The sequence below is a fragment of the Aminobacter sp. MSH1 genome, from assembly GCF_003071665.1.
GTDB classification, from domain to species: domain Bacteria; phylum Pseudomonadota; class Alphaproteobacteria; order Rhizobiales; family Rhizobiaceae; genus Aminobacter; species Aminobacter niigataensis.
This window is the reverse complement of sequence record NZ_CP026265.1, coordinates 1,859,720-1,884,241: the sequence shown is the minus strand read 5'-3', so window position 1 is coordinate 1,884,241 and position 24,522 is coordinate 1,859,720. Positions and strand designations below refer to the sequence as shown.

27 protein-coding genes are annotated in these 24,522 nt (G+C 64.4%); 9 read left to right on the top strand and 18 right to left on the bottom strand.

The features are described 5' to 3' along the window. Window positions 1-79: 79 nt before the first annotated feature. Entirely contained in the window at window positions 80-1,333 is a 1,254-nt protein-coding gene (locus tag CO731_RS09465) for an aspartate kinase (RefSeq protein ID WP_108606913.1), read from the bottom strand. Between the two features lie 275 nt (window positions 1,334-1,608). Between CO731_RS09465 and ubiG the strand changes: the two genes are divergently transcribed. Continuing rightward, window positions 1,609-2,355 carry a bifunctional 2-polyprenyl-6-hydroxyphenol methylase/3-demethylubiquinol 3-O-methyltransferase UbiG gene (gene ubiG, locus CO731_RS09460; protein WP_108606912.1) on the top strand — a complete coding sequence of 249 codons (747 nt, stop codon included), beginning with the start codon at window positions 1,609-1,611 and terminating at the stop codon, window positions 2,353-2,355. A gap of 144 nt (window positions 2,356-2,499) precedes the next feature. Then, window positions 2,500-2,871 (top strand): MmcQ/YjbR family DNA-binding protein, encoded by a 372-nt coding sequence (locus CO731_RS09455; protein WP_108606911.1) that lies wholly within the window; start codon window positions 2,500-2,502, stop codon window positions 2,869-2,871. A 91-nt stretch (window positions 2,872-2,962) separates the two neighbouring features. Here the strand turns inward: CO731_RS09455 and CO731_RS09450 are convergent, their stop codons facing one another. Genes CO731_RS09450 through CO731_RS09430 form a run of 5 tightly spaced genes read right to left on the bottom strand, consistent with a single transcriptional unit; the run spans window position 2,963 to window position 6,043 of the window. Beyond that, the gene (locus tag CO731_RS09450) at window positions 2,963-3,658 is read right to left on the bottom strand and encodes a hypothetical protein (protein ID WP_108606910.1); all 696 of its coding nucleotides are present in this window, start codon (window positions 3,656-3,658) and stop codon (window positions 2,963-2,965) included. A gap of 5 nt (window positions 3,659-3,663) precedes the next feature. Then, on the bottom strand, window positions 3,664-4,089 hold the full coding sequence (locus tag CO731_RS09445) for a DUF1178 family protein (protein ID WP_108606909.1): 426 nt from the start codon (window positions 4,087-4,089) through the stop codon (window positions 3,664-3,666). Further along, window positions 4,086-4,952 carry a carbon-nitrogen hydrolase family protein gene (locus CO731_RS09440; protein WP_108606908.1) on the bottom strand — a complete coding sequence of 289 codons (867 nt, stop codon included), beginning with the start codon at window positions 4,950-4,952 and terminating at the stop codon, window positions 4,086-4,088. The genes CO731_RS09445 and CO731_RS09440 overlap by 4 nt, the downstream gene beginning before the upstream one ends. A 15-nt stretch (window positions 4,953-4,967) precedes the next feature. After that, window positions 4,968-5,231, bottom strand: a complete 264-nt coding sequence (grxC, locus tag CO731_RS09435; RefSeq protein WP_108606907.1) for a glutaredoxin 3 — start codon at window positions 5,229-5,231, stop codon at window positions 4,968-4,970. Window positions 5,232-5,257: 26 nt separating this feature from the next. Next, window positions 5,258-6,043 (bottom strand): ComF family protein, encoded by a 786-nt coding sequence (locus CO731_RS09430; RefSeq protein ID WP_108609720.1) that lies wholly within the window; start codon window positions 6,041-6,043, stop codon window positions 5,258-5,260. A 55-nt stretch (window positions 6,044-6,098) separates the two neighbouring features. Between CO731_RS09430 and CO731_RS09425 the strand changes: the two genes are divergently transcribed. Then, entirely contained in the window at window positions 6,099-6,971 is an 873-nt protein-coding gene (locus CO731_RS09425; RefSeq protein WP_108606906.1) for a methyltransferase domain-containing protein, read from the top strand. A 21-nt stretch (window positions 6,972-6,992) separates the two neighbouring features. Here the strand turns inward: CO731_RS09425 and CO731_RS09420 are convergent, their stop codons facing one another. The 6 genes from CO731_RS09420 to CO731_RS09395 form a co-directional block, all read right to left on the bottom strand. Next, entirely contained in the window at window positions 6,993-7,166 is a 174-nt protein-coding gene (locus CO731_RS09420; RefSeq protein ID WP_108606905.1) for a Flp family type IVb pilin, read from the bottom strand. Between the two features lie 102 nt (window positions 7,167-7,268). Continuing rightward, window positions 7,269-7,583 carry a hypothetical protein gene (locus CO731_RS09415; protein WP_108606904.1) on the bottom strand — a complete coding sequence of 105 codons (315 nt, stop codon included), beginning with the start codon at window positions 7,581-7,583 and terminating at the stop codon, window positions 7,269-7,271. Window positions 7,584-7,686: 103 nt separating this feature from the next. Further along, a complete protein-coding gene (locus tag CO731_RS09410; RefSeq protein WP_108606903.1) occupies window positions 7,687-8,100 on the bottom strand; it encodes a (deoxy)nucleoside triphosphate pyrophosphohydrolase in 414 nt (137 codons plus the stop codon). 1 nt (window position 8,101) lies between these two features. Continuing rightward, window positions 8,102-8,875, bottom strand: a complete 774-nt coding sequence (locus CO731_RS09405; RefSeq protein ID WP_108606902.1) for a GNAT family N-acetyltransferase — start codon at window positions 8,873-8,875, stop codon at window positions 8,102-8,104. A gap of 7 nt (window positions 8,876-8,882) precedes the next feature. Beyond that, window positions 8,883-10,124, bottom strand: a complete 1,242-nt coding sequence (gene argJ / locus CO731_RS09400; RefSeq protein WP_108606901.1) for a bifunctional glutamate N-acetyltransferase/amino-acid acetyltransferase ArgJ — start codon at window positions 10,122-10,124, stop codon at window positions 8,883-8,885. A gap of 103 nt (window positions 10,125-10,227) precedes the next feature. Continuing rightward, window positions 10,228-10,461, bottom strand: coding sequence for a hypothetical protein (locus CO731_RS09395; protein WP_108606900.1), 234 nt, complete (start codon window positions 10,459-10,461; stop codon window positions 10,228-10,230). A gap of 100 nt (window positions 10,462-10,561) precedes the next feature. Here CO731_RS09395 and CO731_RS09390 point away from each other — a divergent pair, with 100 nt between their 5' ends. After that, on the top strand, window positions 10,562-11,155 hold the full coding sequence (locus CO731_RS09390) for a TetR/AcrR family transcriptional regulator (protein ID WP_108609719.1): 594 nt from the start codon (window positions 10,562-10,564) through the stop codon (window positions 11,153-11,155). A gap of 56 nt (window positions 11,156-11,211) precedes the next feature. On the opposite strand, the gene CO731_RS09385 is transcribed toward CO731_RS09390, so the two are convergent. Together CO731_RS09385 and CO731_RS09380 are read right to left on the bottom strand one after the other, a co-directional pair. Continuing rightward, a complete protein-coding gene (locus CO731_RS09385; protein ID WP_108609718.1) occupies window positions 11,212-11,844 on the bottom strand; it encodes a LysE family translocator in 633 nt (210 codons plus the stop codon). Between the two features lie 191 nt (window positions 11,845-12,035). Next, window positions 12,036-12,953: a peptidylprolyl isomerase gene (locus CO731_RS09380; protein WP_108606899.1), complete on the bottom strand. Its 918-nt coding sequence runs from the start codon at window positions 12,951-12,953 to the stop codon at window positions 12,036-12,038. Window positions 12,954-13,191: 238 nt separating this feature from the next. On the opposite strand from CO731_RS09380, the gene secA reads away from it, so the two are divergent. Continuing rightward, window positions 13,192-15,915, top strand: coding sequence for a preprotein translocase subunit SecA (gene secA, locus CO731_RS09375; protein WP_108606898.1), 2,724 nt, complete (start codon window positions 13,192-13,194; stop codon window positions 15,913-15,915). An 81-nt stretch (window positions 15,916-15,996) separates the two neighbouring features. Here the strand turns inward: secA and CO731_RS09370 are convergent, their stop codons facing one another. Further along, on the bottom strand, window positions 15,997-16,329 hold the full coding sequence (locus CO731_RS09370; protein WP_108606897.1) for an antibiotic biosynthesis monooxygenase family protein: 333 nt from the start codon (window positions 16,327-16,329) through the stop codon (window positions 15,997-15,999). A 424-nt stretch (window positions 16,330-16,753) separates the two neighbouring features. Between CO731_RS09370 and CO731_RS09365 the strand changes: the two genes are divergently transcribed. Continuing rightward, window positions 16,754-17,380, top strand: a complete 627-nt coding sequence (locus tag CO731_RS09365) for a hypothetical protein (RefSeq protein ID WP_159091609.1) — start codon at window positions 16,754-16,756, stop codon at window positions 17,378-17,380. Between the two features lie 113 nt (window positions 17,381-17,493). Further along, window positions 17,494-19,125, top strand: a complete 1,632-nt coding sequence (locus CO731_RS09360; RefSeq protein ID WP_108606895.1) for an AMP-binding protein — start codon at window positions 17,494-17,496, stop codon at window positions 19,123-19,125. Here CO731_RS09360 and CO731_RS09355 read toward each other — a convergent pair. Both CO731_RS09355 and CO731_RS09350 read right to left on the bottom strand, forming a co-directional pair. Next, window positions 19,122-20,402: a GNAT family N-acetyltransferase gene (locus CO731_RS09355; protein WP_108606894.1), complete on the bottom strand. Its 1,281-nt coding sequence runs from the start codon at window positions 20,400-20,402 to the stop codon at window positions 19,122-19,124. The two genes, CO731_RS09360 and CO731_RS09355, sit on opposite strands and share 4 nt — an antisense overlap. Next, window positions 20,402-21,811 (bottom strand): lipopolysaccharide biosynthesis protein, encoded by a 1,410-nt coding sequence (locus CO731_RS09350; RefSeq protein WP_199914580.1) that lies wholly within the window; start codon window positions 21,809-21,811, stop codon window positions 20,402-20,404. Before CO731_RS09350 ends, CO731_RS09355 begins: the two co-directional genes overlap by 1 nt. 91 nt (window positions 21,812-21,902) lie before the next feature. Between CO731_RS09350 and CO731_RS29285 the strand changes: the two genes are divergently transcribed. Then, the gene (locus CO731_RS29285) at window positions 21,903-22,316 is read left to right on the top strand and encodes a hypothetical protein (RefSeq protein ID WP_245439694.1); all 414 of its coding nucleotides are present in this window, start codon (window positions 21,903-21,905) and stop codon (window positions 22,314-22,316) included. Here the strand turns inward: CO731_RS29285 and CO731_RS09340 are convergent. Beyond that, the gene (locus CO731_RS09340) at window positions 22,279-23,190 is read right to left on the bottom strand and encodes a LysR family transcriptional regulator (protein ID WP_108606893.1); all 912 of its coding nucleotides are present in this window, start codon (window positions 23,188-23,190) and stop codon (window positions 22,279-22,281) included. The two genes, CO731_RS29285 and CO731_RS09340, sit on opposite strands and share 38 nt — an antisense overlap. Window positions 23,191-23,368: 178 nt before the next feature. On the opposite strand from CO731_RS09340, the gene CO731_RS09335 reads away from it, so the two are divergent. Further along, window positions 23,369-24,469: a tripartite tricarboxylate transporter substrate-binding protein gene (locus CO731_RS09335; protein WP_108606892.1), complete on the top strand. Its 1,101-nt coding sequence runs from the start codon at window positions 23,369-23,371 to the stop codon at window positions 24,467-24,469. Window positions 24,470-24,522 lie beyond the last annotated feature (53 nt).

Here is a 24,522-nt window from a genome sequence, read left to right as displayed (position 1 = left end):
ATTCACCGTCTCCAATGGTTTGGACCCGGCACGGCACATGCTGCACGCCGGCAACGCGGTGACGCTCGACTCCTTGATACTACTGCTTATCGAGACCGTAGACGGAATGCAAAGTGCGAACCGCAAGTTCGGTATACGGGCCGTCGATAAGGATCGAGATCTTGATCTCCGACGTGGTGATGGCGCGGATGTTGATGCCCTTCGCAGCCAGCGCCTGGAAGGCTGTGGCGGCAACGCCGGCATGGCTGCGCATGCCGATGCCGATGACCGACACCTTGGACATGCCTTCGTCGTGCTGGACGGCGTCGTAGCCGATGTCGGGGCGGATCTTCTCGAGCACGGCCAGCGCCTTGTTGACGTCGCCCGACGGCACGGTGAACGTCATGTCGGTGAACTTGCCGTCCTCCGAGATGTTCTGGACGATCATGTCGACATTGATGTTGGCCTCGGCCAGCGGGCCGAAGATGCCGCCCGCAACACCCGGTCGGTCTGCGACCCGGCGCAGCGAGACCTGAGCTTCGTCCTTGGCGTAGGCGATTCCGGTGACGACCTGCTGTTCCACGATTTCTTCCTCGTCACAAATGAGCGTTCCAGGCGGATTGAGAAAATCGCCCATGCCGGGCGCATCCGGATCTTCGAAGGAAGAACGCACGAAGGTGCGAACGCGATGCACCATGGCGAGTTCGACCGACCGGACCTGCAGCACCTTGGCGCCGAGCGAGGCCATTTCGAGCATTTCCTCGAACGAGATGCGCGACAGGCGCCGTGCCTTGGGCTCAATCCGCGGATCGGTAGTATAGACGCCATCGACGTCGGTGTAGATGTCGCAGCGATCAGCCTTCACCGCCGCAGCGATGGCGACGGCGCTGGTGTCGGAGCCGCCGCGGCCGAGGGTGGCGATGCGATTGTCCGGGCCGATGCCCTGGAAACCGGCGACGACGGCGACCTGGCCTTCCTGGAAGCGCTTGACCAGGAACGAGCCGTCGATGTCGAGGATGCGGGCGGCACCATGGGAGTTGTCGGTCTTGATCGGGATCTGCCAGCCCTGCCAGGACCGCGCATTGACGCCGATGTTCTGCAGCGCGAGCGCCAGCAAGCCAGCCGTCACCTGTTCGCCCGAGGCGACCACGGCGTCATACTCGCGTGCGTCGTGCATCGGCGAGGCGTCGCGGGTCCAGGCGACCAGTTCGTTGGTCTTTCCGGCCATGGCCGAAACCACCACCGCAACCTCGTGGCCCGCGTCAACCTCGCGTTTGACATGACGCGCCACGTTGCGGATTCGGGCGATGTCGGCGACGGACGTACCGCCGAATTTCATCACGATGCGCGCCATAGAAGCGAAATGCCCTTGCCATAAACGCCGGCCCCGAGGGGGCCGGAAAATGAGTGAAAACACCGGTCTGCGACACGGTGTCGAATGCGCGGCCTGCATAGCCAAAACACGCGCATTCTGCAAGGACGCCCGGCCAGACAAATCAGCGCGTTTTTTTTGCCGGCGCGCAAAGTCGGCCCGTGGATTTCGATGCAGTGTCGAACCGCTGCGGATTTGTCGCCTTGACAATCCCCGCGCCAGACCCGACTTCCTTGCGCTCGAAGGAGACCACAGCAATGCCAGATCCCCGCCCATCGACCATCGATGCCGGAGAAGTCGAGCGGTTCTCGGCGCTCGCCGCCGAATGGTGGAACCCAAACGGCAAGTTCCGCCCGCTGCACAAGTTCAACCCGATCCGCCTGGGCTACATCCGTGACCAGGTCGCCGCACGCTTCGGCCGCGACACCCATGCCGCGCGGCCTTTCGAGGGCCTGCGCATCCTCGACATCGGCTGCGGCGGCGGCCTGTTGTGCGAGCCGATGGCCCGCCTGGGCGCCGAAGTGGTGGGGGCGGACGCCTCGGCCACCAACATCGAAGTAGCCAAGATCCACGCAGCCGAAAGCGGCGTGACGGTAGACTATCGCGCCACCACGGCTGAAGACCTCGCAGATGCGGGCGAAAAGTTCGACATCATCCTCAACATGGAAGTGGTCGAGCACGTCGCCGACGTCGAGCTGTTCGTCAAGAAATGCGGCGAGATGGTCAAGCCCGGCGGCATCATGTTCGTTGCCACCATCAACCGCACCTTCAAGGCGCTTGGCCTCGCCATCGTCGGCGCCGAGTACGTGCTGCGCTGGCTGCCGCGCGGCACCCACCAATACGGCAAGCTGGTGCGCCCGGAAGAACTGGACAAGGCGCTCACCGGTGCCGGCCTCGCCACCATCGACCGTACCGGGGTGACATACAACCCGCTGGCCGACCGCTGGCAGAAATCCCGCGACATGGACGTCAACTACATGGTGCTGGCGGAAAAGGCGGCCTGAGGCCGCCGCTCCCCGTTTCCAGCGACGTTCGGGATCAGGCGTCGAGCGAGCCCGATAGCCGTCGCGCCAGCAAAGCGCCTGAAACTTGCGCCGCCCGCCCGGAACCCTAAAATGGTGAACTCGCCATGTCGGGATCGAGGAGCCATGACACCCGAGGATGTCAGACGGATCGCCCTGGAGCTGCCCGCGGCGACCGAGAAATCGCATTTCGGCAAGCCCGACTTCCGCGTCCGCGACCGTGTCTTCGCCACCCTGCCCGAAGACGGCAACGCCGTGGTCAAGCTGACGCGCGACCAGCAGGAGATGATGTGCGCGGCCGAACCCGCTGTCTTCCGGCCCGTGGATGGCGGCTGGGGCAAACAGGGTTGGACCCTAGTGATGCTGGCCGTAGCCGACGAGAAGACGCTGCGCAGCGTTCTGGTGACGGTTTGGCGTAACACCGCGCCGGCGACCCTGCGCAAGGCCTTCGATCTGGCGGGCGGCGGCAACCGGATCGACGTCGGCCAGCGCAACTGAGTTTGGGCGCGCCCCGCCATAGCGGAGCGCTGCGGGGCCCTGCTCCAGCAAAAATGGAAGCCTCTGGCTTCCAGTCAGTTCCTAGCCGGGCTTAGGGAGTGCCGGCAGATTTCTTTTGTCGTCGCCGATGGATCCAGCTGCCCGTCACGATAACGAAACTGACCAGCCAGCGTGGCACGCCGTTTCGCAGGAAAAGCGCGCGGTAGTCCTCGCCACGCCGCTGAGCAAAGCGCTCGTCGCTCAGGTCGGGCAAAGAATGCAGGCTTGCTTCTGCCCATTGCACGGCAATCTCGTTCGGAAATTTACGTGCGAAAGCCAACTCTCTGCGCAGGCAGATTTGTTCGACCCGTTCCCGGATGGCCTCCTCGTAGCCAATCCCCATCCGAAACAACCGCGCGTGGGTTGCTTCGTGCACGATGACCGAGGCGATCAAATCGGGTGCTGTCGTTTCCACGAATTGCTTGTCGAGATCGCAGGTCCAGCCTAAGTGCCTGAAGCGGCCGACACTTCCGGGGATCGCCCATACCCAAATCTGCTCCAAGTCACGGATCAGGCGGCCATGGCGAACGGGATCATGTTCGCGGATAAGATTCAAAGCGGTCTCGACGCGCTCCAAATTGGCCATCTCCGATGCGAGGACCCACACGCCGTCGATACGGCGCGTGTGGTGTGACTTAGACGCCAGCCATTGCAGGAACTGAAAGACGATGCTTGGACGTGCTGATTTGGGCTTGCAAGCAGCCGCTGGACGCTGAGGTTTCCCTATTTCCCCCGCGCTTTCGGCCATGAAAGTCAGTTCCGGTCGTCGGGGAAAACCGGCAGCGGCATGAATTCGATGCCGTCCTCGGCAAGGCCCTTGGCCTCCTCGATCGTCGCGGCACCATAGATGCCGCGCGCCTCGGTCTCGCCGAAATGGATCTTGCGCGCTTCCTCGGCGAACTTGTCGCCGACATTCTCGGCGTTTTCACGCACCTTCTCGGACAGGTCCTTGAGCGCTGCCATCATCTTGCGCTGCTGCTCGCCCATGGCGAGCGCGACCTTTTCCTGCTTGCGCGAGGTCGAGACGGCTGGCGCCATCAGCGCCTTTTCAACCTTCTGCGAGCCGCATTCGGGACAGGAGACGAAACCGCGCTTGCGCTGGGTTTCGAAGTCGTCGTTGCTGCGGAACCAGCCCTCGAAGTCATGCGCGCGGTCGCAATGGAGGGAAAATCGTATCAAGATGCGGCTCCCCGGAGCGCTCCCTGGCCCGTGCCACGAAGCGATACGCTGAATTCGCGCGCATTCTTGAGATTGGGGATCTTCTTGCGTGCATCGGCCGAATGCTGGGTGTCAATCTCGGCGACGATGACGCCGGGCTCGTCATGGGCGGCCTCGGCAAGAATGCGGCCCCACGGGTCAATGATCAGCGAATGGCCGAAGGTCTCGCGGCCGTCCTCATGCTTGCCGCCCTGGCCAGCGGCGATGACGAAGGCGCCGTTTTCGATGGCGCGGGCGCGCAGCAGGACATGCCAGTGGGCTAGGCCGGTCTGGCGGGTGAAGGCGGCAGGCGCGGTCAGCACCTCGGCACCGGCAAGCGCCTCGGCGCGGAACAGTTGCGGGAAGCGCAGGTCGTAGCATATGGCAAAGCCGATCCTGGCGAGCGCCGTGTCGGCGACGACGGCTTCCGTGCCCGGCTCGTAGGCCGAGGATTCGCGCCAGCTCTCGCCATTGTCGAGGTCGACGTCGAACATGTGGATCTTGTCGTAGACAGCTAACGTCGAACCATCGGGCCCGAACAGGAACGCCCGGTTGGCGAGCTTGCCGTCGGCCCGCACGATGGCCGTCGAGCCGACATGCATGTGGATGCCGAGTTCGGCAGCGAGCTTGCGGCCGGTGGCCACGATCAGGTCGCGATCCTCCGAGGTGAAGGCCGTGGCACGGGCATCTTTGTCGCCGACGATGGCGCCGGTCATCTCGGGCGTCTGCACATACGTCGCGCCCTGTCCGGCAGCCTCGCGCACCAGGGCCTCGAAATCACGGGCGTTGCGCTCCGGCTCCTTGCCCGAACGCATCTGCACCGCTGCCGCCTTGAAAATCGCCATGGTCCGTCCTCAGCTCTATGCGCCGGCAGCGAGAAGTTGATCGAGCCTGCCTTGCGCATCGAGCGCATGCAGGTCGTCGCAACCGCCGACATGGGTGTTGCCGATGAAAATCTGCGGGAACGTCGCGCGGCCGTTGGCGCGCGAGACCATTTCCTGCCGAAGCTCAGGCGAGAAGCTAGCGTCATGCTCGGTGAATGCAACGCCCTTGCGCTCCAATAGGCGCTTGGCCGCAGTGCAGTAGCCACACATCATGCGCGTATAAATAGTCACATCGACCATGACAGAAACCCGTTATCCTTGGTCGACTATATAGGGTCTGGATCGTCGGGCCGGAAGTCCCCAGGCAGCACGCGCGCGAAGGTCAGAACGTCGACACCACGCGCGCCGCCTTTCTTGAGCGCCCGGGTGACGGCCGAAACGGTGGCCCCGGTGGTGTAGACGTCGTCGACCAGAAGCACCCGCCGGCCGCGGATTTCGATCTCCGCCTCGGGCGGAACGACAAAGGCCGCCCGGACATTGTCTTCGCGCTCACGTTGGCCAAGGCCGATCTGCTGGCGCGTGCGCTTGACTCGGCGCACGGAGGTGGGCGCGAAAGGCAGGCTGGAAAGCGAGGCAATGGTGCGGGCAAGCTCCGCCGACTGGTTGAACTGGCGCCAGAAGAAGCGGCGCCAATGCAGCGGAACCGGCACCACGACCTCGGCATCGGCGACCAACTCAGTGCCGGCGCGCAGCATCCAACGCGCCATCCATGGCGCGAGATCGGTGCGGTCGTGGAACTTGAGGCCCTGGACCATGCGCCGGGCGACACCGGAATAAGCAACGGCGGCGCGGGCACGGGCGAAGGGCGGCGGATTGGCGATCGCCTCGGCGGACAGGAAGCCGGCGCCGAAATCGTGGGCAAACGGCGTGCCCATCACCTCGCACCATGGCTTTTCAAGGAAGCGAAGCCGGGGCCAGCAGGCACCGCACAAGGCGCCTGGCTGCGTCACCTGCCGCCGGCAGCCGGCGCAAACCGGCGGGAACAACAAGCGCGCCGGCCAGGCGGCGACAGCGGAAGCGAGGCTCTTGATCTCCGGCATCGGATCGGCCACGACAGTTTTGGGTCGGGCGACCATAACAGAAACCCGGCAAGGAAGGACATCGCCCGTGCAACCGATCTTTGACGCCAGCCTCGTGATCGCCCACCGCCGGCGCGCAGTGGCGCAAGCCATTGCCGGCGCGGATTTCCTGATGGCGCGCGCCGCTGAAGACCTGGCCGACAGGCTGGCCGCGGTGGAGCGCAAGTTCGAACGGGGTGCCGCGATCTTCTCGGTCAGCCCGGCTGCGACAGCCGTGCTGGCAGCCAGCGGCAAGGTGGCCGAACTGGTCCGGGTCGAGGCCGACAAGAGCTTTCTCGGCGGCGGTCCGGGCATCGTCTCCGATCCCGAGACCATTGCGCTCGAGCCGGCAAGCATCGACCTCGCGGTATCGCTGCTGGCGCTGCAGGAGGCCAACGACATTCCCGGCCAGCTGATCCAGATCAGGCGTGCGCTGAAGCCGGACGGGCTGTTCCTGGGTGTGCTGGCGGGTGCGGGAACGCTTGCCGAATTGCGCGAAAGCCTGCTGGCGGCCGAAACCGAGCTGACCGGCGGGGCGAGCCCGCGTGTCATCCCCTTCACCGACGTGCGCGACGCCGGCGGGCTGCTGCAACGGGCGGGACTTGCCCTGCCCGTGGCCGACGTCGAGACGGTAACGGTGCGCTACGACACGATGTTCGGGCTGATGGCGGATTTGCGGGCAATGGGCGTAACGAGCGCGCTCGCCGACCGGTCGCGAAAACCGGCGACGCGGCGATTGTTCCAGCGCGCGGCCGAAATCTATGCCGAGCGCTTTTCCGATCCCGACGGGCGCGTGCGGGCGAGCTTTTCGTTCGTCTGGCTGTCGGGATGGGCGCCAGACCCGTCGCAGCAAAAGCCGCTCAAGCCGGGGTCGGCGCAGGTTTCGCTCGCCAGGGTGCTTGGCGCGGAGGGCAAGAAATAGCCCGGTTCAGGCTATGCCTGTTCAATGCCTGTTCAGGCCTTGCTGAATGTCCTTGTTGTTGTCGCCCCAAAGCAGCCTGAGCTGCTCTGCCATCTGCGAAAAGCCGCCGGCCATCACCACTGCAATCAGAGCAGCAATGAGGCCATACTCGATCGCCGTGGCACCCCCCTCGTCCCTCAGAAATCGCTTTATCATCGGTCGCGTCCACCCGTGTCGTTGGGAAAACCATAGCGGCGACAGATTAAGAAAGGTTAATGGCATAGCCTTAACGTGCAGTGAAGCGCACGCGGCACATCCTCAGCACTGGCCGCTGCGGCGGCCGTTGTCGTGAATGACGCATACCGCCTGCGGTGTGTCCTGCAGGACGCTGCGGCGCAGCGTATAGCTGGCATTGCGGCCAACGGAGCCTGTCGCGGTGTAGTCGAGTCCGTCAAAGCGCGCCTGCCCGATCCAAGGGCGCGTGCGGCTGTCGAGATAGGGTGTGGCGATGAGCGCCAGGGCTACGGCCGCAAAGCCGAACAGCAATGCGACACGCAAGATGCCGGCGCTGGCCCTGGCGGCCGAGGACTGGCGTTCGGGGCGGATGAGATCCCACTCCTTGTCAGCCTGCATAGGCACGTCCCCCGCGAAAACCCATGTCGCCGCACATTGCACGCGACGGCCACTCAATTTTTCACGATTGGATAAACTTTGACTTAACGCTGACTGATATGCGTCAGAGCAGGTCGATCAGGAACGGTATCAGCGGCTCGTCGGCGGGCGGCATCGGGTAATCGCGCATCTGCTTGGGCCGGACCCATTTCAGCACCTGGCCTTCCCGCGGCTCAGGCGTGCCCCAGAAACGGCGGCAGACATAGAGCGGCATCAGCAGATGGAAGTCTTCGTAGGTGTGGCTGGCGAAGGTCAGCGGTGCGAGGCAGGCGATCATGGTTTCGATGCCGATCTCCTCGCGCATCTCACGCACGATGGTTTCCTCCGGCGTCTCGCCCTGTTCGACCTTGCCGCCGGGAAATTCCCACAGGCCGGCAAGCTGCTTGCCCGCGGGCCGCTGGGCCAGAAGCACCCGGCCATCGGCATCGACGAGCGCGCAGGCGGCCACGAGCAGCAGGCGTTTTCCCTGTTGGGTCAAGTCAGGCCTCCGGCGGGCGGCGATAGTGATAGCGATAGACTTCCTTGAAGCCCATCTTCGAGTAGAGGCGGATGGCGCCGACATTGTCGGCTTCGACCTGCAGCCACGCCTGGCGCGCGCCCCTGAGGCGTGCCCATTTGAGCGCCGACAGGATCAGCCGGTGGCCGAAGCCCTTGCCGCGCTCGGCTTCGGTCGTGGCGATCTCGAACAGGCCGGCAAGGTCGGTGTCGTGGACGCAGATTGCAGCCGTCACCGGCTGCTCGTCCTGTTCGAGCACGAACAGGCCGGCTTCCGGCTGGATGGCGCCGATGATCTCGGACAGGCCCGGCCTCAGCGACGGGTCGAGGCCGTGAACGGCCATCGAGGCGCTGACGAAGCGGCCGATATCCTTGAGCGGGATCTGGTCCATGGCGTTTTCGACGACACCGTCGTCGAGCGACAGGCGCATCACCATCGATTCGGAGAAGACGCTCCAGCGCTCGCGGTCGAGATGGGCGGCGACCGCCGGCCCCGACAAGGGCGACATGCGGAAGGTGAGCGGCCGGCCATAGGCCTCGAAGCGGCGGCTGGCGCGGGCGATGCGGTCGGGAATGTTGCGGATGTCGGCCGGGTCGAGCGGGTTGACCGAGTTGAGCCGCTTGGCCGGATGCCCTGCCGTCAACCGCACCAGCCAGGTGCCGTCATAATGCACCGCCGCCGCCGGCCAGGCGCGAAAGCCGGCCGCCTCGTAGCGGCGGACGATTGCGAGTTCGTGCGACGGGCGGTTCTGGTTCACGCTGCTGTCAGCTCCGGTAGTCGCCGTTGATGGCAACATATTCCTTGGTCAGGTCGCAGGTCCATACCGTCGCCTTGCCGCGGCCAAGACCGATGTCGGCGCGGATGACGATGTTGTCGCCCTTCATGTAGGCCGAGGTCGCCGCTTCCGAATAACCAGGGTCGCGCTCGCCATTGTGGGCAAGGCGATTGTCGCCGAACCAGATCGACAGGAGGTCGCGGTCGGCCGGCTCGCCAGCCTTGCCGACGGCCATGACGACGCGGCCCCAATTGGCGTCCTCGCCGGCTACGGCGGTCTTGACCAGCGGTGAATTGGCGATGGAGAGCGCGATGCGCTTGGCCGAACGCGCCGACTTGGCGCCGGTGACGGTGACTTCGACCTGCTTGCGCGCGCCTTCGCCGTCGCGCACGACCTGAAGCGCAAGCGTCTTGAGCATCTTGTTGAGCGCACGGCGGAAGGCGCCGAGGCGCGCATCCTTGGGATCGGAAATCTTCGGCGCGCCGCGCTTGGCCGCGGCCCCGGTGGCAAACAGCATCAGCGTGTCGGACGTCGAGGTGTCGCTGTCGACGGTCACCGCATTGAAGGTCTTGGCGGTGCCGCGCGACAGCATGTCCTGCAGCACATCCGCCGAAATCGGCGCGTCGGTGGCGACGAAGGACAGCATCGTCGCCATGTCCGGCGCGATCATGCCGGCGCCCTTGGCGATGCCGTTGATGGTGACGTCGGTGTCGCCGAGCTTGACGGTCGCGGTCGACACCTTGGGATAGGTGTCGGTGGTCATGATCGCCTTGGCGGCCTCGGTCCACTGGTCGGACCTGGCGTCCTTGACCATGCCGGAAAGCAAATGGCTGAACTTGCCGGCGTCGAGCGGCTCACCGATAACGCCGGTGGAGGCGAGGAAGACGTCGCCCGGCGTGCAGCCGGCGGCCTTGGCCGCGGCCTGGCCGGTCAGCGTGGTCGTCTCGCGGCCCTTCTTGCCGGTAAACGCATTGGCGTTGCCGGAATTGACGACGAGAATGCGCGCCTTGCCGCCCGAAAGGTTCTGGCGGCAGAAATCGACCGGTGCCGAGGGGCACTTGGAACGGGTGAAGACGCCTGCCGCCGCCGTGCCTTCGTCGAACACCATGGCCACCACGTCGGTGCGACCCTTGTACTTGATGCCCGCTTCGGCAGTGGCAATGCGGACGCCATCGATGGCGGGCATCTTGGGATATTTTTTCGGTGCAAGCGGGGAAACGGCAGTCGACATCAGGGAACCTCTGCGGGCTCGGGAAACGGTGAGGGTTGGCACCGTTTGCCCGATAGCGCGAGGCTTCGCAAGGCGTTTCACCTCACGAAGGCGTGGTCCAGCCTCAATGCACCGCCGGATTGAGGAAGCCGCGGAACAGGCGCTGGACGGCGGGGATCAGCCCCCAGATCATCGTCGCCACCATCAGCGGCGCAATCAGCAGGGTGCGCTGCCAGATCGTCCAGCCATCGGTCAGCGGCATGACGACGTAAAGAAGGACCGTGATCAGCGGATAGACACCGATCAGGACCATCAGGGCGAAGCGCGGGCGGGAAAAGCGGGTTTGGGAGGCAGTCATTTCCAATCTCCATCGGAACGAAACGTTTCGTTATATAAAACGGGCCGTTTCGTTTCGTCAAGAGCTGGTGTATGGATTTGTCGACGAACCGGAGAACGAGATGAGCACTGAGCAAGACGCGGCGCGGAAATCGATCGGCGCACGGCGCAGCCCCGAAAGCGCCGACGCGATCCTGGAAGCGGCCGAGGCGGTGCTGATCGAAAACGGCTATGCGGGATTCTCGATCGAGGCCGTGGCGCGCCGTGCCCGCGCCGGCAAGCCGACGATCTATCGCTGGTGGCCGAACAAGGCATCGCTGCTGCTTGAGGTCTACCAGCGCCAGAAGCGCGACATCGACTATCCCGACACCGGCAGCATCGAGGAAGACCTGTTCGGCTTTGCCAGGAGCCTATTCGTCCACTGGCGCGAGACGCCATCTGGCGGCATCTTCCGCTCTCTGCTGGCCGAGGCCCAGTCGGATGCTTCAGCAGCCGAAGCGCTGGCCGAATATGCCGCCGGGCGCAGGGCCAACACCGGCAAGATCGTCGCCCGGGCCAAGGCGCGAGGCGAGGTCGCAGCACATGTCGACCCCGAACAGGTCGCCGACATGGTCGCTTCCTACGCCTGGGTGCACCTGCTGACTGGCCGGCTGGATGAGGACGACGCCACGTTGCGCCGGGCGATCCGCATGATCGTGAACGGCATCAAGGCCTGAGGCATCACTGAAGCTTGAGGCATCGCTGAAGACTGGCTGCAACGCCGCCGGGCGATTCAGCTGCGCTGGAGCGCGACGTGCACGCCGAGACCGACAAGCACTGCACCGCCGGCGCGCCGCATAAGCCTTTGCGCCCGGCTCGAGCGCTGCAGGCGGCCGATCAGGAGGCCGGCCAGCACAACGCCGACAATGTCGGCAACCGTGAACATGGTGTTGACCAGAATTCCGAAGATGAGGAACTGCGCCCAGACCGGGAAAGTCGCGGATGCGTCGATGAACTGCGGCAGGAAGGCCATGAAGAAGATGGCAGTCTTGGGGTTGAGCACTTCGACTGCGACGCTTTCGACGAAGGCGCGACGGCCGGACTTCTGTCCCATGCCGGAGGGGTCGAAATCGCCCTGTTTGCGGCCGCGGAACATCGAAATGCCCAGCCAGACGAGATAGGCGGCGCCCGCAAGCTTGACCGCTGTGTAGAGCCACGGAACCGCGTGGAACAGGAATGACAGCCCGGCTGCAGCCGCAACGACATGCACATAGCCACCAATGTGGATACCCAATGCAGCCATGAAACCGGAACGGCGCCCGCGCGCCATCGTCTGGGCGGCAGCGTAGAGCATGGCCGGTCCGGGGATGAAGGCGAAGATTGCCGCCGTGGCAAGGAACGCGAGGATCAGGTCGGCAGACGGCATGCGATGCTCCTGGAAACGGGGCACTCCGCTCAGCACCCCCTGAGAAGTCCCAATTTGGCGACCATCGGACCCAACGTCATTCAGCCACCGGCGAGGTTGAGAACGCGCCAGATGGTCAAACTGCGAGCGTCGCAAACAAAAAAAGGGCGGCGCCAACTGACGCCGCCCTTCTGAAATCGAGTTGAAAAGGCCTACTTCGATGCGTCGATGGCGTCGATGGCCTTCTTGAGCTCGGGGTCGGTGACTTCGACCTTGCCGGCGGCGCGGATCTGCTTGACCAGGTCGATGTACTTCTCGCGGATGACGAGCGACTTGACCTCTTCCTTGACCGCGTCGAAGGCCGGCGGCTGCTGCGAGCGCTTGTCCTCGACCTTGATGATGTGCCAGCCGAACTGCGTCTGCACCGGCTCCTTCGAGTAGGCGCCGACCTCGAGGGCGAGAGCCGCCTTCTCGAATTCCGGCACCATCTGGCCAGGGCCGAAGAAGCCGAGGTCGCCGCCCGAGGTCTTGCCGCTCGGATCGGTGGTGTTTTCGTTGGCGAGCTTCTGGAAATCCTCGCCGCCATCCAGCTTCTTGATCAGGGCGTCCGCCTCTTCCTTGGTCTTGACCAGGATGTGGCGGGCATGAACCTCGTTGACCGGCTTCTGGGCCGCGATTTCCTTGTCGTAGCGGGCACGGATCTCGTCGTCGGTGACCTTGCCCGCGACTTCCTTCTCGACGAGTTCGCCATGCAGCGCGCGCTGGTCGAGGAAGGCCATGCGGCGCTGGAAGTCGGCGTCCTTGTCGAGACCCTTTTCCACGGCCTGGGCCGCCATCAGCCTGATTTCGATGATCGACGACAGCGCCGCGGCACGACGCTGCTCCGGCGGCAGGCGGCCAAATTGGGCGCCGAGGTCGCTTTCGGCCAGCGAGATGTCGGCTTCGGTGACGTCCTGGCCATTGACCGTGGCAACGATCGTGTTGGGATCTACCGGTGCCGCTGCGGGAGCCGCGGGCTGGGCTGCTGGCGCAGCAGCTTCCTGGGCGGCGAGAGGCAGCGACGACAGCGCCACGAGCCCGGCTGCAAGCCCGACGCGGGCAAGCGAGGCGCTACGGAACGAAAAAGACATCTAAACTCTCCGATGGGGGGATGACGCACTTCCAAATCAACCTGAATGTGGCGGAATTTGGCGTCTTCGGCAGGCTCTCTGCAACGTTGACATAAGTTGTGCCCCCTCTTATCTGTCCATCGTCTTCGCGTCCAGAACCGTTTTCCGGGCGCTTTTCGCGTTGAACCTGCCACCGCCTTGTCCCCGGCAGGTTCGGCCGGCGGACAGTCGGCTTCATTCGAATTGAAAGGGCCACTTGATGGTCAGTCTCGGCGGTCTCGCCCGTAAGATTTTCGGTTCCTCCAACGATCGTCGCGTCAAATCGACCCGACCCCGGGTGGAAGCGATCAATGCACTGGAAAATGAACTGCAGGCGCTGACCGACGACCAGCTTCGGGCGCGAACCGAGCAGTTCCGTCAGGACCTTGCCAACGGGGCAACCCTCGACGACCTGCTGATCCCGGCGTTCGCCACGGTTCGCGAAGGCGCAAAGCGCGCGCTTGGCATGCGTCCGTTCGACGTCCAGATGATCGGCGGCATGGTGTTGCACGGCCGCGGCATCGCCGAGATGCGCACCGGCGAAGGCAAGACCCTCGTCGCAACCCTGCCCGTCTATCTCAATGCCCTGACCGGCAAGGGCGTGCATGTCGTTACCGTCAACGACTATCTCGCCAGCCGCGACGCCGAATGGATGGGCCGGCTCTACAAGTTCCTCGGCCTTTCGGTCGGCATCATCGTGCACGGACTGTCGGACGAAGAGCGCCGCGCGGCCTATGCCTGCGACATCACCTACGCCACCAACAACGAACTCGGCTTCGACTATCTGCGCGACAACATGAAGTACGAGCGCGCCCAGATGGTGCAGCGCGGCCACTTCTTCGCCATCGTCGACGAGGTCGACTCGATCCTGGTCGACGAGGCCCGCACGCCGCTGATCATTTCCGGTCCGCTCGAGGACCGTTCGGAAATGTACAACACGGTCGACGCCTTCCTTCTCCATCTGGTTCCGTCCGACTACGAGGTCGACGAGAAGCAGAAGACCGCCATCTTCACCGAAGAAGGCACCGAGAAGATGGAGAACATGCTGCGCGAAGCGGGCCTGCTGAAGGGCGAGTCGCTCTACGACATCGAAAACGTCGCCCTGGTCCACCACGTCAACAATGCGCTCAAGGCGCACCGCCTGTTCCAGAAAGACAAGGACTACATCGTCAAGGACGACGAAATCGTCATCATCGACGAGTTTACCGGCCGCATGATGCCGGGCCGCCGTTTCTCCGAAGGCTTGCACCAGGCGCTGGAAGCCAAGGAACACGTGTCGATCCAGCCGGAAAACCAGACGCTGGCTTCCGTCACCTTCCAGAATTATTTCCGCATGTACGAAAAGCTCGCCGGCATGACCGGTACGGCGCTGACCGAAGCGGAAGAGTTCGGCAACATCTACAATCTCGACGTCACCGAGGTTCCGACCAACCTGCCCGTCAGCCGCATCGACGAGGACGACGAGGTCTACCGGACGGTCGAGGAGAAGTACAAGGCGATCGTCCGCGAGATCAAGGAAGCCAACGCCAAGGGCCAGCCGACGCTGGTCGGCACGACCTCGATCGAGAAATCCGAACAGTTGGCCGAGCGGCTGCGCAAGGACGGCTTCAAGGACTTCGAGGTCCTGAATGCCCGCCACCACGAGCGCGAGGCGGCGATCGTCGCCCAGGCCGGCAAGCCGGGCGCTATCACCATCGCCACCAACATGGCCGGCCGCGGCACCGACATCCAGCTCGGTGGCAACGCCGACATGCGCATTGCCGAGGAACTGGCTGACATGCCGGCAGGCCCCGAGCGCGACGCCAAGGAAAAGGCGATCCGCGAGGACGTTGCCCGCCTCAAGGAAAAGGCGCTCGCCGGCGGCGGCCTCTACGTGCTTGCCACCGAACGCCACGAAAGCCGCCGCATCGACAACCAGCTGCGCGGCCGCTCCGGCCGCCAGGGTGACCCGGGCCGTTCGAAGTTCTTCCTGTCGCTGCAGGACGATTTGATGCGCATCTTCGGTTCCGAGCGCATGGACGGCATGTTGCAGAAGCTCGGCCTCAAGGAAGACGAGGCGATCGTCCACCCCTGGATCAACAAGGCGCTGGAAAAGGCGCAGAAGAAGGTCGAGGCCCGCAACTTCGACATCCGCAAGAACCTGCTCAAATACGACGACGTGTCGAACGACCAGCGTAAGGTGGTGTTCGAGCAGCGCATCGAGCTGATGGACGCGACCAGCCTGACCGATACGGTCGCCGAAATGCGCCACGACGTGATCGAGGATCTGGTCGCCAAGCACATCCCCGAAAACGCCTATGCCGAGCAGTGGGATGTCACTGGCCTCAAGGAAGGCGTGATCCAGTCGCTCAACCTCGATCTCCCGATCGAGGAATGGGCCAAGGAAGAAGGCATCGCCGAGGAAGAGGTCCGCGAGCGCATCACCGCCGAAGCCGACAAGGCGGCCGCCGACCGCGCCGAGCGCTTCGGCCCCGAGGTGATGACCTATGTCGAACGCTCGGTGGTGCTGCAGACGATCGACCACCTGTGGCGCGAACATCTGGTCAATCTCGACCACTTGCGCTCGGTCGTCGGCTTCCGCGGTTACGCCCAGCGCGACCCGCTCAACGAATACAAGGGCGAGGCCTTCGAGCTGTTCCAGGCGATGCTCGGCAACCTGCGCCAGGCGGTCACCGCACAGCTGATGCGGGTCGAACTGGTGCGCCAGGCAGCCGACGCGCCGCCACCGGAAGCGCCCGAGATGTTTGGCCACCACATCGACGGCACCACCGGCGAGGACGATTTCGGCGAAGGCTCGGTCGCAGTCCTGCAGGATTCGCGCGTCGTCGCGGCCGAAGACCGCGACCCCAACGATCCATCGACCTGGGGCAAGGTTTCGCGCAACGAGGCCTGCCCGTGCGGTTCGGGCAAGAAATACAAGCACTGCCACGGCACCTTCGCCTGACCGGCGACTGGGACAATCCAGCCTCGAACATTGAACGGCGGCCCATTGGGTCGCCGTTACATTTTCCGAAGCCTTCCGCTCCTAAATGTGCCTGTAGCTGGCAATGTCGGCTTTGATGCCCAGCCGTGCGATCAACTCCTGCGGGTTGAAATTCGCTTGCGCGTGCATCGACTGCACCTTGGCCTTGGCCGATGCGATCGCAGCCTCGCTTTCCCACTCGACGATCGTGATGACATTGTGCTCTCCAGGCATCGATGGCTGCTCCAGAAGCATGTCCTGCAGGAAGCCCGGCTGCACTCTCAGCAACTCGTGCGTCTGCCGAACCTTGTCGAGAAACTCGGCGCGCGCACCGTCTGGAACGGTGAACCTGTCGACCCTGTAGATACGTTGTGCCTTGCCGGCGTCCTGACCCATCTCGTCCTCCTCTCTTCGACTTGACAGAAAGGACTTGTGCAACCTCAACCAATATTGAGGTCAAGCGCCATTTTCAGATTTGCAGCTCGGTCTGGTTTTGCGGGCAAACAGCTTTTGAAGCATCGCAAGAAATGCTTGCACCGTGGTCGCGTGAAGATCTGCCAATGGCGCAGGAGACGCTGGCGAGACAACCGGTTACCGCCATCCCGAAAGGCGGAAGTGCTTCTTTGCCAACCGGCGGTGACCACATTGTGATTCCAAGCGACGGTCCGGTAGTTTGCTTTGCCCGACGGATTGGCTAGAATGGGATTCCTTAATGATATTCCGAAGAGAAATCTCATTGCCTTCCGATACCGGTTCGAATTCATCTAATTTCATTGCGTCTCCCTTTTTGCTCTTCTGGGTCGCGTTATCTGGACTTGTCGTGAGCCTGCTCGCCGCCGCAGTGATGTCGGCGGATATGGCTGCTGCTTTGCTCCGAGAGAACGGGCCGGTAGAGATGGCAAGTGCCGTCTTGCATTTCGTCGTCGCGATCATTGCGGCAGGCATCTGGTTTCGTCAGGGCGGGCTGGCTGGGCTGATCGCGCTTGGCGCGCTGCTCCTCGGCGTTCGTGAGCTGGATTGGCATCACGCCTTCACGACATACGGCCTTTTCAATCTGCGCCAGTATCTCAGGCCGGAGGTGCCCGTCCTAGAGAAACTCGCAAGTGCGGGAACCGTCCTCCTGATCGGCACGGTGGTGGTGGCGTTGCTGATAAGATCGCTGGATCACATCAAGCATCTGGTGACGCGCAGGCCGCCGGCTGCCTATGGCGCGATCGTGCTTGTCGCCTACCTGCCGGCGCTGAAGATCCTCGACGCCATCCCCCGTTGGTTCCGGGAGGCCGATAGCGCCTTGCCTGCAACGGCTCTGAAATACGCCCGCGCGCTCGAGGAAATCAACGAGATGTGGCTGCCGGTGCTGGTGCTGCTGTTCTTGCTGCAGCTGTATCTGCCGCCGCAGACCAGCCAACGCAACGCGGTCCCGAGCTACCAGGGCGCGCACCGCTGATCCACGTCACTTGACGCCGCCAGGGGCAGGAGCTACGCGACAGGCCTGTCCACGGCGCCTGGAGCTCATGCCCGGCGCCAGTCCCACTCGCGGAGGAGCGGAGACGACCGTCCATGCTCGAACGGCGCGACACCTACGACGCCCTCTGCCGCGACTTCCGCTGGAACATCCCGCAGAAATTCAACATCGGCACCGCCGTGTCCGACCGCTGGGCTGCGATCGATCCAGAGCGTACGGCGCTCCTCGACTACCATGTCGAGGGGGCGGCCGAAAAACTCTCCTTCGGCGAACTGTCCCGCCGCTCCAACGCCTTTGCCCATGCGCTGCGCGCCCGCGGCGTGCGGCGAGGCGACCGGGTAGCGCTGCTGTTGCCGCAGAGCTTCGAGACCGCCATCGCCCATGTCGCCATCTACAAGCTCGGCGCGATAGCGGTGCCGCTGGCGCTGCTGTTCGGCGTCGAGGCGCTCGAATACCGGCTGCAGACGGCGGGTGTGCGGGCCATCGTCACCAACGAGGCCGGTTTCGCCAAGGTCGGCCAGATCGCCGGCCGGTTGCCCGAGCTTGAAACCATCGTCGTTGTCGGCAGCGGCGGGCTGGATGACTTCCAGCGCCTTGTCGCTTCGCATGCGCCTGACTTTACCGCCGAGGATACCGGTCCCGACGATCCGGCGATGATGATCTTCACCTCGGGCACCACGGGGCCGCCCAAGGGCGCGCTGCATGGCCATCGCGTGCTGCTCGGGCACCTGCCCGGCATCCAGATGGCGCATGAGTTCCTGCCGCAGCCGGGCGACCTGATGTGGACGCCGGCAGACTGGGCCTGGGCCGGCGGGCTGCTCAACCTGCTGCTGCCGGGCCTCTATTTCGGCCTGCCGGTGGTATCGGCCCGCTTCGACAAGTTCGATCCCGAGGCAGCGCTTTTGCTGGTCGAGAAGATGGGCGTGCGCAACGCCTTCATCCCGCCGACGGCGCTACGCATGCTGAAGACCGTGCCCGACATCGGCAAGCGCTTCCGGCTCGGCCTGCGCAGCATCGGCTCGGCCGGCGAAGCGCTCGGCCGCGAGACCTACGACTGGGCGGCCGGCGAACTTGGGCTCACGGTCAACGAGTTCTACGGCCAGACCGAATGCAACGCGGTGCTCGCCTCCTGCGCGGCCCTCGGTGTGAGCCGCGGCGGGGCCATCGGCAAGGCGGTGCCCGGCCACCGGGTCGCCATCATCGACGACAACGGCCGTCGCGTACCTGCCGGCGAGCCCGGCCAGATCGCCATCGCCAGGCCCAACCCCGTCATGTTCCTCGAATACTGGCAGAGTCCCGAAGCGACCGAGAAGAAATTCATCGGCGAGTGGATGACGACCGGCGACCAGGGCATCGAGGACCACGACGGCTACGTCACCTTCTTCGGCCGCGACGACGACGTCATCACCTCCGCCGGCTTCCGCATCGGCCCGGGCGAGATCGAGGACTGCCTGACCGGCCATCCCGCCGTCGCGCTGGCCGCTGCCGTGGGCAAGCCCGACGCGCTGCGCACCGAGATCGTCAAGGCCTATGTCGTGCTAAAGGACGGCGTTGCGGGCAACGCGGCGCTGGCCGACGAGATCAAGCTCTGGGTGCGCGAGCGCCTGTCGGCGCACGAATATCCGCGCGAGGTCGAGTTCGTCGATTCGATGCCGCTGACCACCACCGGCAAGGTCATCCGCCGCATTTTCCGCGACCGGGCCAAGCGCGAGGCGAAAACGCTCTAGCGTTTTAGCAGGCTGCGCATGCGGTCGCGCAGCTTGACCGCAAGCTTGCGCGTCTGGCGATAGAGATGCAGCTGCGAGGCGGCCTGGCGGGTGACACGGTCGGCATCGGGCGTCAGTCCGACGACGATGGTGCCCATCGGCTTGCGTTCGCTCCACATCCGGCCGACCAGCGGGTGGTCGGGCACGGCGCAGGAATCGGTGACCATGACGTTGGGGTCTTCGAGATGCTGCGCGGTCACCGCCATCATCAGCAGCGCGCCCGGCGAATAGGCAGACAGGGTCTCGTCGTAGGCGGTCTTCCAGGTATAGGCGACACCCGCCTCGACGAAGACGACGAGGCTGGCAATGGTGCGGCCGTCGAGCGTCAGCGAGTGGATGCGGCACATGTCCTGTTCCGACATCCGGTGCACCGCCTCGCGGGCGAAGGCGGCACGGTAACGGTCGATCGCCATGGCGGTGCGCTGGCGGCCTTTCCAGCCGGACGCCTCCAGCGTCAGGAACTGCTCGATGGCATGGCGCACATCGTCCTGGGTGCGCGCAACCTTGTGCTCGAGCACGCCCTGTTCGGCGAGCCGGCGCTCGAGCCGGCGGAACTCCTTGTAGTGGCGATTGCCGAGCGCGGCCTTGAGATAGTCGTCGCCATCGCGCTCGCTTTCGAGGAAGGGGCGCTCGAACTGGCCGGTAATAGCCAGCGGCAAGCCGCGGCTTTCGGCCGTCGCACTCAGCATGCGGGCGACGGCGCCATCGAGGCGCATGTCGGGCAGCACGAAAACCCTCGGCAGCTTGAGATGCGGCCGCGCCAGCATGGCGAAGAAATCGGCGATAACGCCTTCGGGGTCGTCGCGGTCGAGCAGCGGCGTGCCGAGCGGACCGAACGGGCTCGACCAGGTCCGCATCACCGGCACGCCGAGCGGTACCGCCGGCTTCTCAATCGAATAAGGCACGAGCAGGCGCAGCCGGCTGCGAAACTCGTTGCCGTCCCGGATGACGGCAAGCCGCACCTCGCGGTCCTCGAGCCTCGGCATGGCGGGCGCCAGGAAGCGCGGGTTGAAGAAGACGTTGGGCTCGATGGTACGGGCGCAGAGGTGGTCGAGTTCCTCGACCAGGTCGAAGCCGGCCGAAGCCGGATAGATGGCGAGCCGCCTGAGCGGCCGCTCGCTGGCGGTCAATTCAAGCTGGGCGAGGTCGGCAAGGTCGGTCGGAACGCCGGCAATGCCGGCGATCATCGAACCGGCCGGGCCGCCGCTGGTCTCTTCGAGAAGCGGGATGGCTACCATCAGGCTTTCTCCAATGTGCGTCGGACGGGGATGAACAGCACCATGACGATGCCGAGCTTGCGCCATACGGTGAACGACAGCGCGGTCGCCTCGAAGATCATCGCCGCCGAGGTGGCGATTGCCGCGCCCCACAGGCCGAGCGTGGGGATAAACACGACGTTGAGGCCGATGTTGAGGGCGAGTGTCGCGGCATAGACCATGGCGCAGACGTTCTGGTAGCCGCTCATGGTCAACACGCTTTCGCATGGGCCAACCGCCGATCGCGCCACCACCGCAGCCACGAGCAGGAACAGCAGCGGATAGCCCTCGTCGAAGCCGGGGCCGAACATGCCAAGCAGCGGCTTGCCGAGCACCAGCACGACAAGCCCCATCAGCAGCGACGGCCAGAACGTCCAGGACACTGTTTCGCGGGCGAAGCCGGCCAGCTTTTCCGGCTCGCCATGGGCGATATGGGCATAGCGCTGGGCAACGCCCGCCTTGACCGAGAAATAGACGAAGTGGACCAGCGCCAGCGTCTTCACAGTCGCGAAGTAAACCGCGACATGGTCCGGTTCCATGTAGAAGCCGACCATCAGCACGTCGGCATTGGTGAGCAGGAAAAAGAAGCTCTCGACCAGGAAGATCGGCAGCGAGATCTTGAGCCAGTAACCGAGCAGGATGGTGCGCGGCCCGGCGGGAATGCGCTTGTCGCTCCGCGAAGTGACGCGGACGAGCTGGGCGATGGTGGTGACGTAGGTGGCGGCGATCGCGGCGCTGACGGCGGTCTCGGCGGTCGGCGCAAGGCCCGACACCACGGCCGCCGCCATGAACAACAGGATCAGCAGCGGCCGCACGATGTAGGTCGGCACAAGCGCCTGGAACGCCCAGGCGTTGGCGCGCGCCAGCCCTTGCAGCACGTCCGACAGCGCCAGCATCGGCAGGCAGAACATGCCGAGGAAGAACGGTACGACGTAGTAGCTCTCGATCTTGTCCGAGAGCAGCCAGACGCCGGCCATGGCCAAGGCGGTGATGACGGTCGAGGCGACGAGCACGAACAGCCGGCTCGCCACAAGCACGCCGCGCAGTTCGGCGAGCATGCCCTTTTCGCGGTATTCGGGGATGAAGCGGATGACGGAGGTGTGGAAACCGAAGCAGGACAGGGAACCTGCGATGATCATCGACACCCAGACGAGCACGAAGATGCCGTATTCGAAGCCACCCATCCAGCGGGCCAGCAGCACCTGGCTGACGAAGGCGATGGCGGCGCTGACAATACGCACGGCAAAGGCGATCAGTGACATGCGGCCGGCTTCGCCACGCTCGTCGGCGCTGAAAAGAACGGCGTCGACGCGACGCAGCAGCGGCGCGATACGCGAGGCGATCTGCCCCGGCAGCCACCGTTCGGCCGTCATCGCTGCGGAAAAACGCAACTCAACACACTCCATCTTCCGCGAATTTCGCTGACAGGATGTACTGGACAGCGATTAAGAAACGGTTGGGCGGCAACGTTGTGGCCAGGAGATGCCGGGCATGATCTCGCAAGATGAGCGCAAGTCGATGTTGCGGGCCCATTCGATCGGCCCGACAATGATCCGTTATCTCGAAGAGATCGGCATCGGGCGGCTGGCCGATCTTCGCGGCGCCGATGCCGCCGAGATCGCGCTCCGCATCGACATTGCGCTCGGCCGCAAGCACATCAACAGCCTGGGCGTGGCGGCCCTTCGAAATCTGATCGAGCTTGCCAAGCGCGAGACGGGTGAGCAGGTGCGCTTGCGCGACGGCGTAGGCGTCCCTCGCAGCCAGGCTCTCTTCCACGGTTTAGGGATAACGTCGCGCACGACGATACAAACACTTGGCTCGTGCCGCCGATCACGCGACCGTGCCTCCGGAGTTCGGATCAATCCGCCTGTTGACCGCCCTGCCATGCCCCCATGATCATGCGACGGAAGTGTTCGGCAGCGGGTGAAAGCGTGGCAGCGCGCCGGCGGACGATGCCGATCGTCCGGGAAATCAGCGGATTGCCCAGCGGCCTCGTGATGATGATGGGATGATCGGGTCCGGGTGTCGCCGTGCGCGGAAGCACGGAAATCCCGAGGCCGGCCTCCACCAGGCCGAGCGAGGTCGACAGGTGCGTCACCTCGTAGGACCACCGCAGTTCGATGTTCGACCGCGCAAGCGTCGCGTCGAGCATGGTGCGGTTGCCACTGGAGCGGTGCACGGTGATCAGCGGGTACGGCGCCAGATCCATCCAGCCGACCTCCTGCCGCATCGCCAGGGGATGATCGCGCCGCGCCGCCAGCACGAACGGATCTTCGGCGATGCGATCGAAGATGAGCTCCGGGTCTGAGGTGCCGATGAAGTTGATCCCGAATTCCACTTCGCCGCGCGAGACGGCCTGCAGCCCCTCCGTCGCCGTCAGGTCGAGGATGCGGAAGCGGATGTCGGGATATTCCTGGTTGAACTGCTTGATCACCGTCGGCAGGAAATAGAAGGCGGCAGTCGGCAGGCAAGCGATCGTCACCAGCTCGCTTCGCCGCACGCCCCGACCGCGGGCCGCAAAGAGGGAGCTGTCGAACTCCTCCAGCATGCGCTGCACCAGCGGCACAAGTTCGAGGCCGAGCGCGGTGGGCGAAACATGCCGGGTGGTGCGCTCGAGAAGCGGCGCACCTATCGATGCCTCCAGCTTCTGGATGCGGCGGCTGAGCGCCGGCTGCGACAGGTTCAGGGCATCGGCCGCCCGGTGAAAGCTTTCAAGCTCGACGACGCCGAGAAAAGCCCTGAGATCGAGGATTTCACAATTGATGCTCATGACGCATCACTGCTCCAAAATTTTGCACTTAACTTAATAATCCAGTTGGCGCATATGCCTCAAGGGTGAAACGACGAAGATCATGCCCGCCGATGGCGATCATGGGACTTGGCGTTTCCAATCGTTATGTGTACGTTTGTATACATTTGAACGCATAGCTATTTTGGGGAGGAAAAACATGGCTGATTTTACGCGTCGTCAACTGCTTGCCGCCGGCTCCGCCGCAGCGGTACTTGGACTAAGCGGAGTGCGCCCGGCATTTTCGCAGGCCTCGGTCGATTTCGCCGGCAAGACCGTCGAATGGTGGATGCCCTTCTCCGAGGGCGGCGGTTCGGACGTCTGGGCGCGATTCTTCGCCCCCTATCTCTCGAAATATCTGCCCGGCAACCCCAACGTCGTGGTCCGGAACGTGCCCGGCGGCGGGTCGATCACCGGGTCGAACGAATTCGTCGCCCGCGCGCGGCCCGATGGGCTTGCAATCCTTGGCACTTCGGGATCGACGCAGTTTCCGTTCCTGCTCGGCGATCCACGCGTGCGCTACGATTACGCCAAGCTCATTCCCGTACTCGTCTCGCCGACGGGCGGCGTCTGCTACCTGCCCGCCAAGTTCGGCGTCAAGACGCCGGCCGAACTGAACAAGATCAAGGACCAGGACCTGGTTTACGGCAGCCAGGGCGCGACCTCGCTCGACCTCGTGCCGATGCTTGCCTTCCGCCTGCTCGGCCTCAAGGTCCGCCATGTGTTCGGCATGCAGGGGCGCGGCGACGGCCGCCTTGCCTTCGAACGCGGCGAAGCGACGATCGACTACCAGACCTCCTCCGCCTACCTGACCAACGTCACTCCGCTCGTCGAGGCCGGCACGGCCGCTCCGATGTTCTCCTGGGGCGTCCTCGACGCCCAGGGCAACGTCGCCCGCGATCCGACGTTCCCCGACCTGCCGCACTTCGTCGAAGCCTACGAGATGATGCATGGCAAGAAACCGTCCGGCATCGAATATGACGCCTACCTCGCCTTCTTCGGCTCCGGCTTCGCGGCCCAGAAGCCCTGCATGCTGCCGGAAGGCACGTCGGACGACATCGTTGCGACCTATCGCAAGGCCTTTGCCGACGCCGTGGCCGATCCAGAGCTGCAGAAGGCCAAGGGCGACGTTCTCGGCGACTACACGCAGGCTGTCGGCAGCGACATCGAGCAGCTCTACAAGGTCGCCACGACGATCAAGCCCGAAGCGCGGGACTGGGTGCGCAACTTCCTGAACACGGAATACCAGGTCAAGCTCTGATCGACAGAGTGCCCGCCGCCGACAGGCGGCGGGCAAGCCTGCGCGACGCCTGC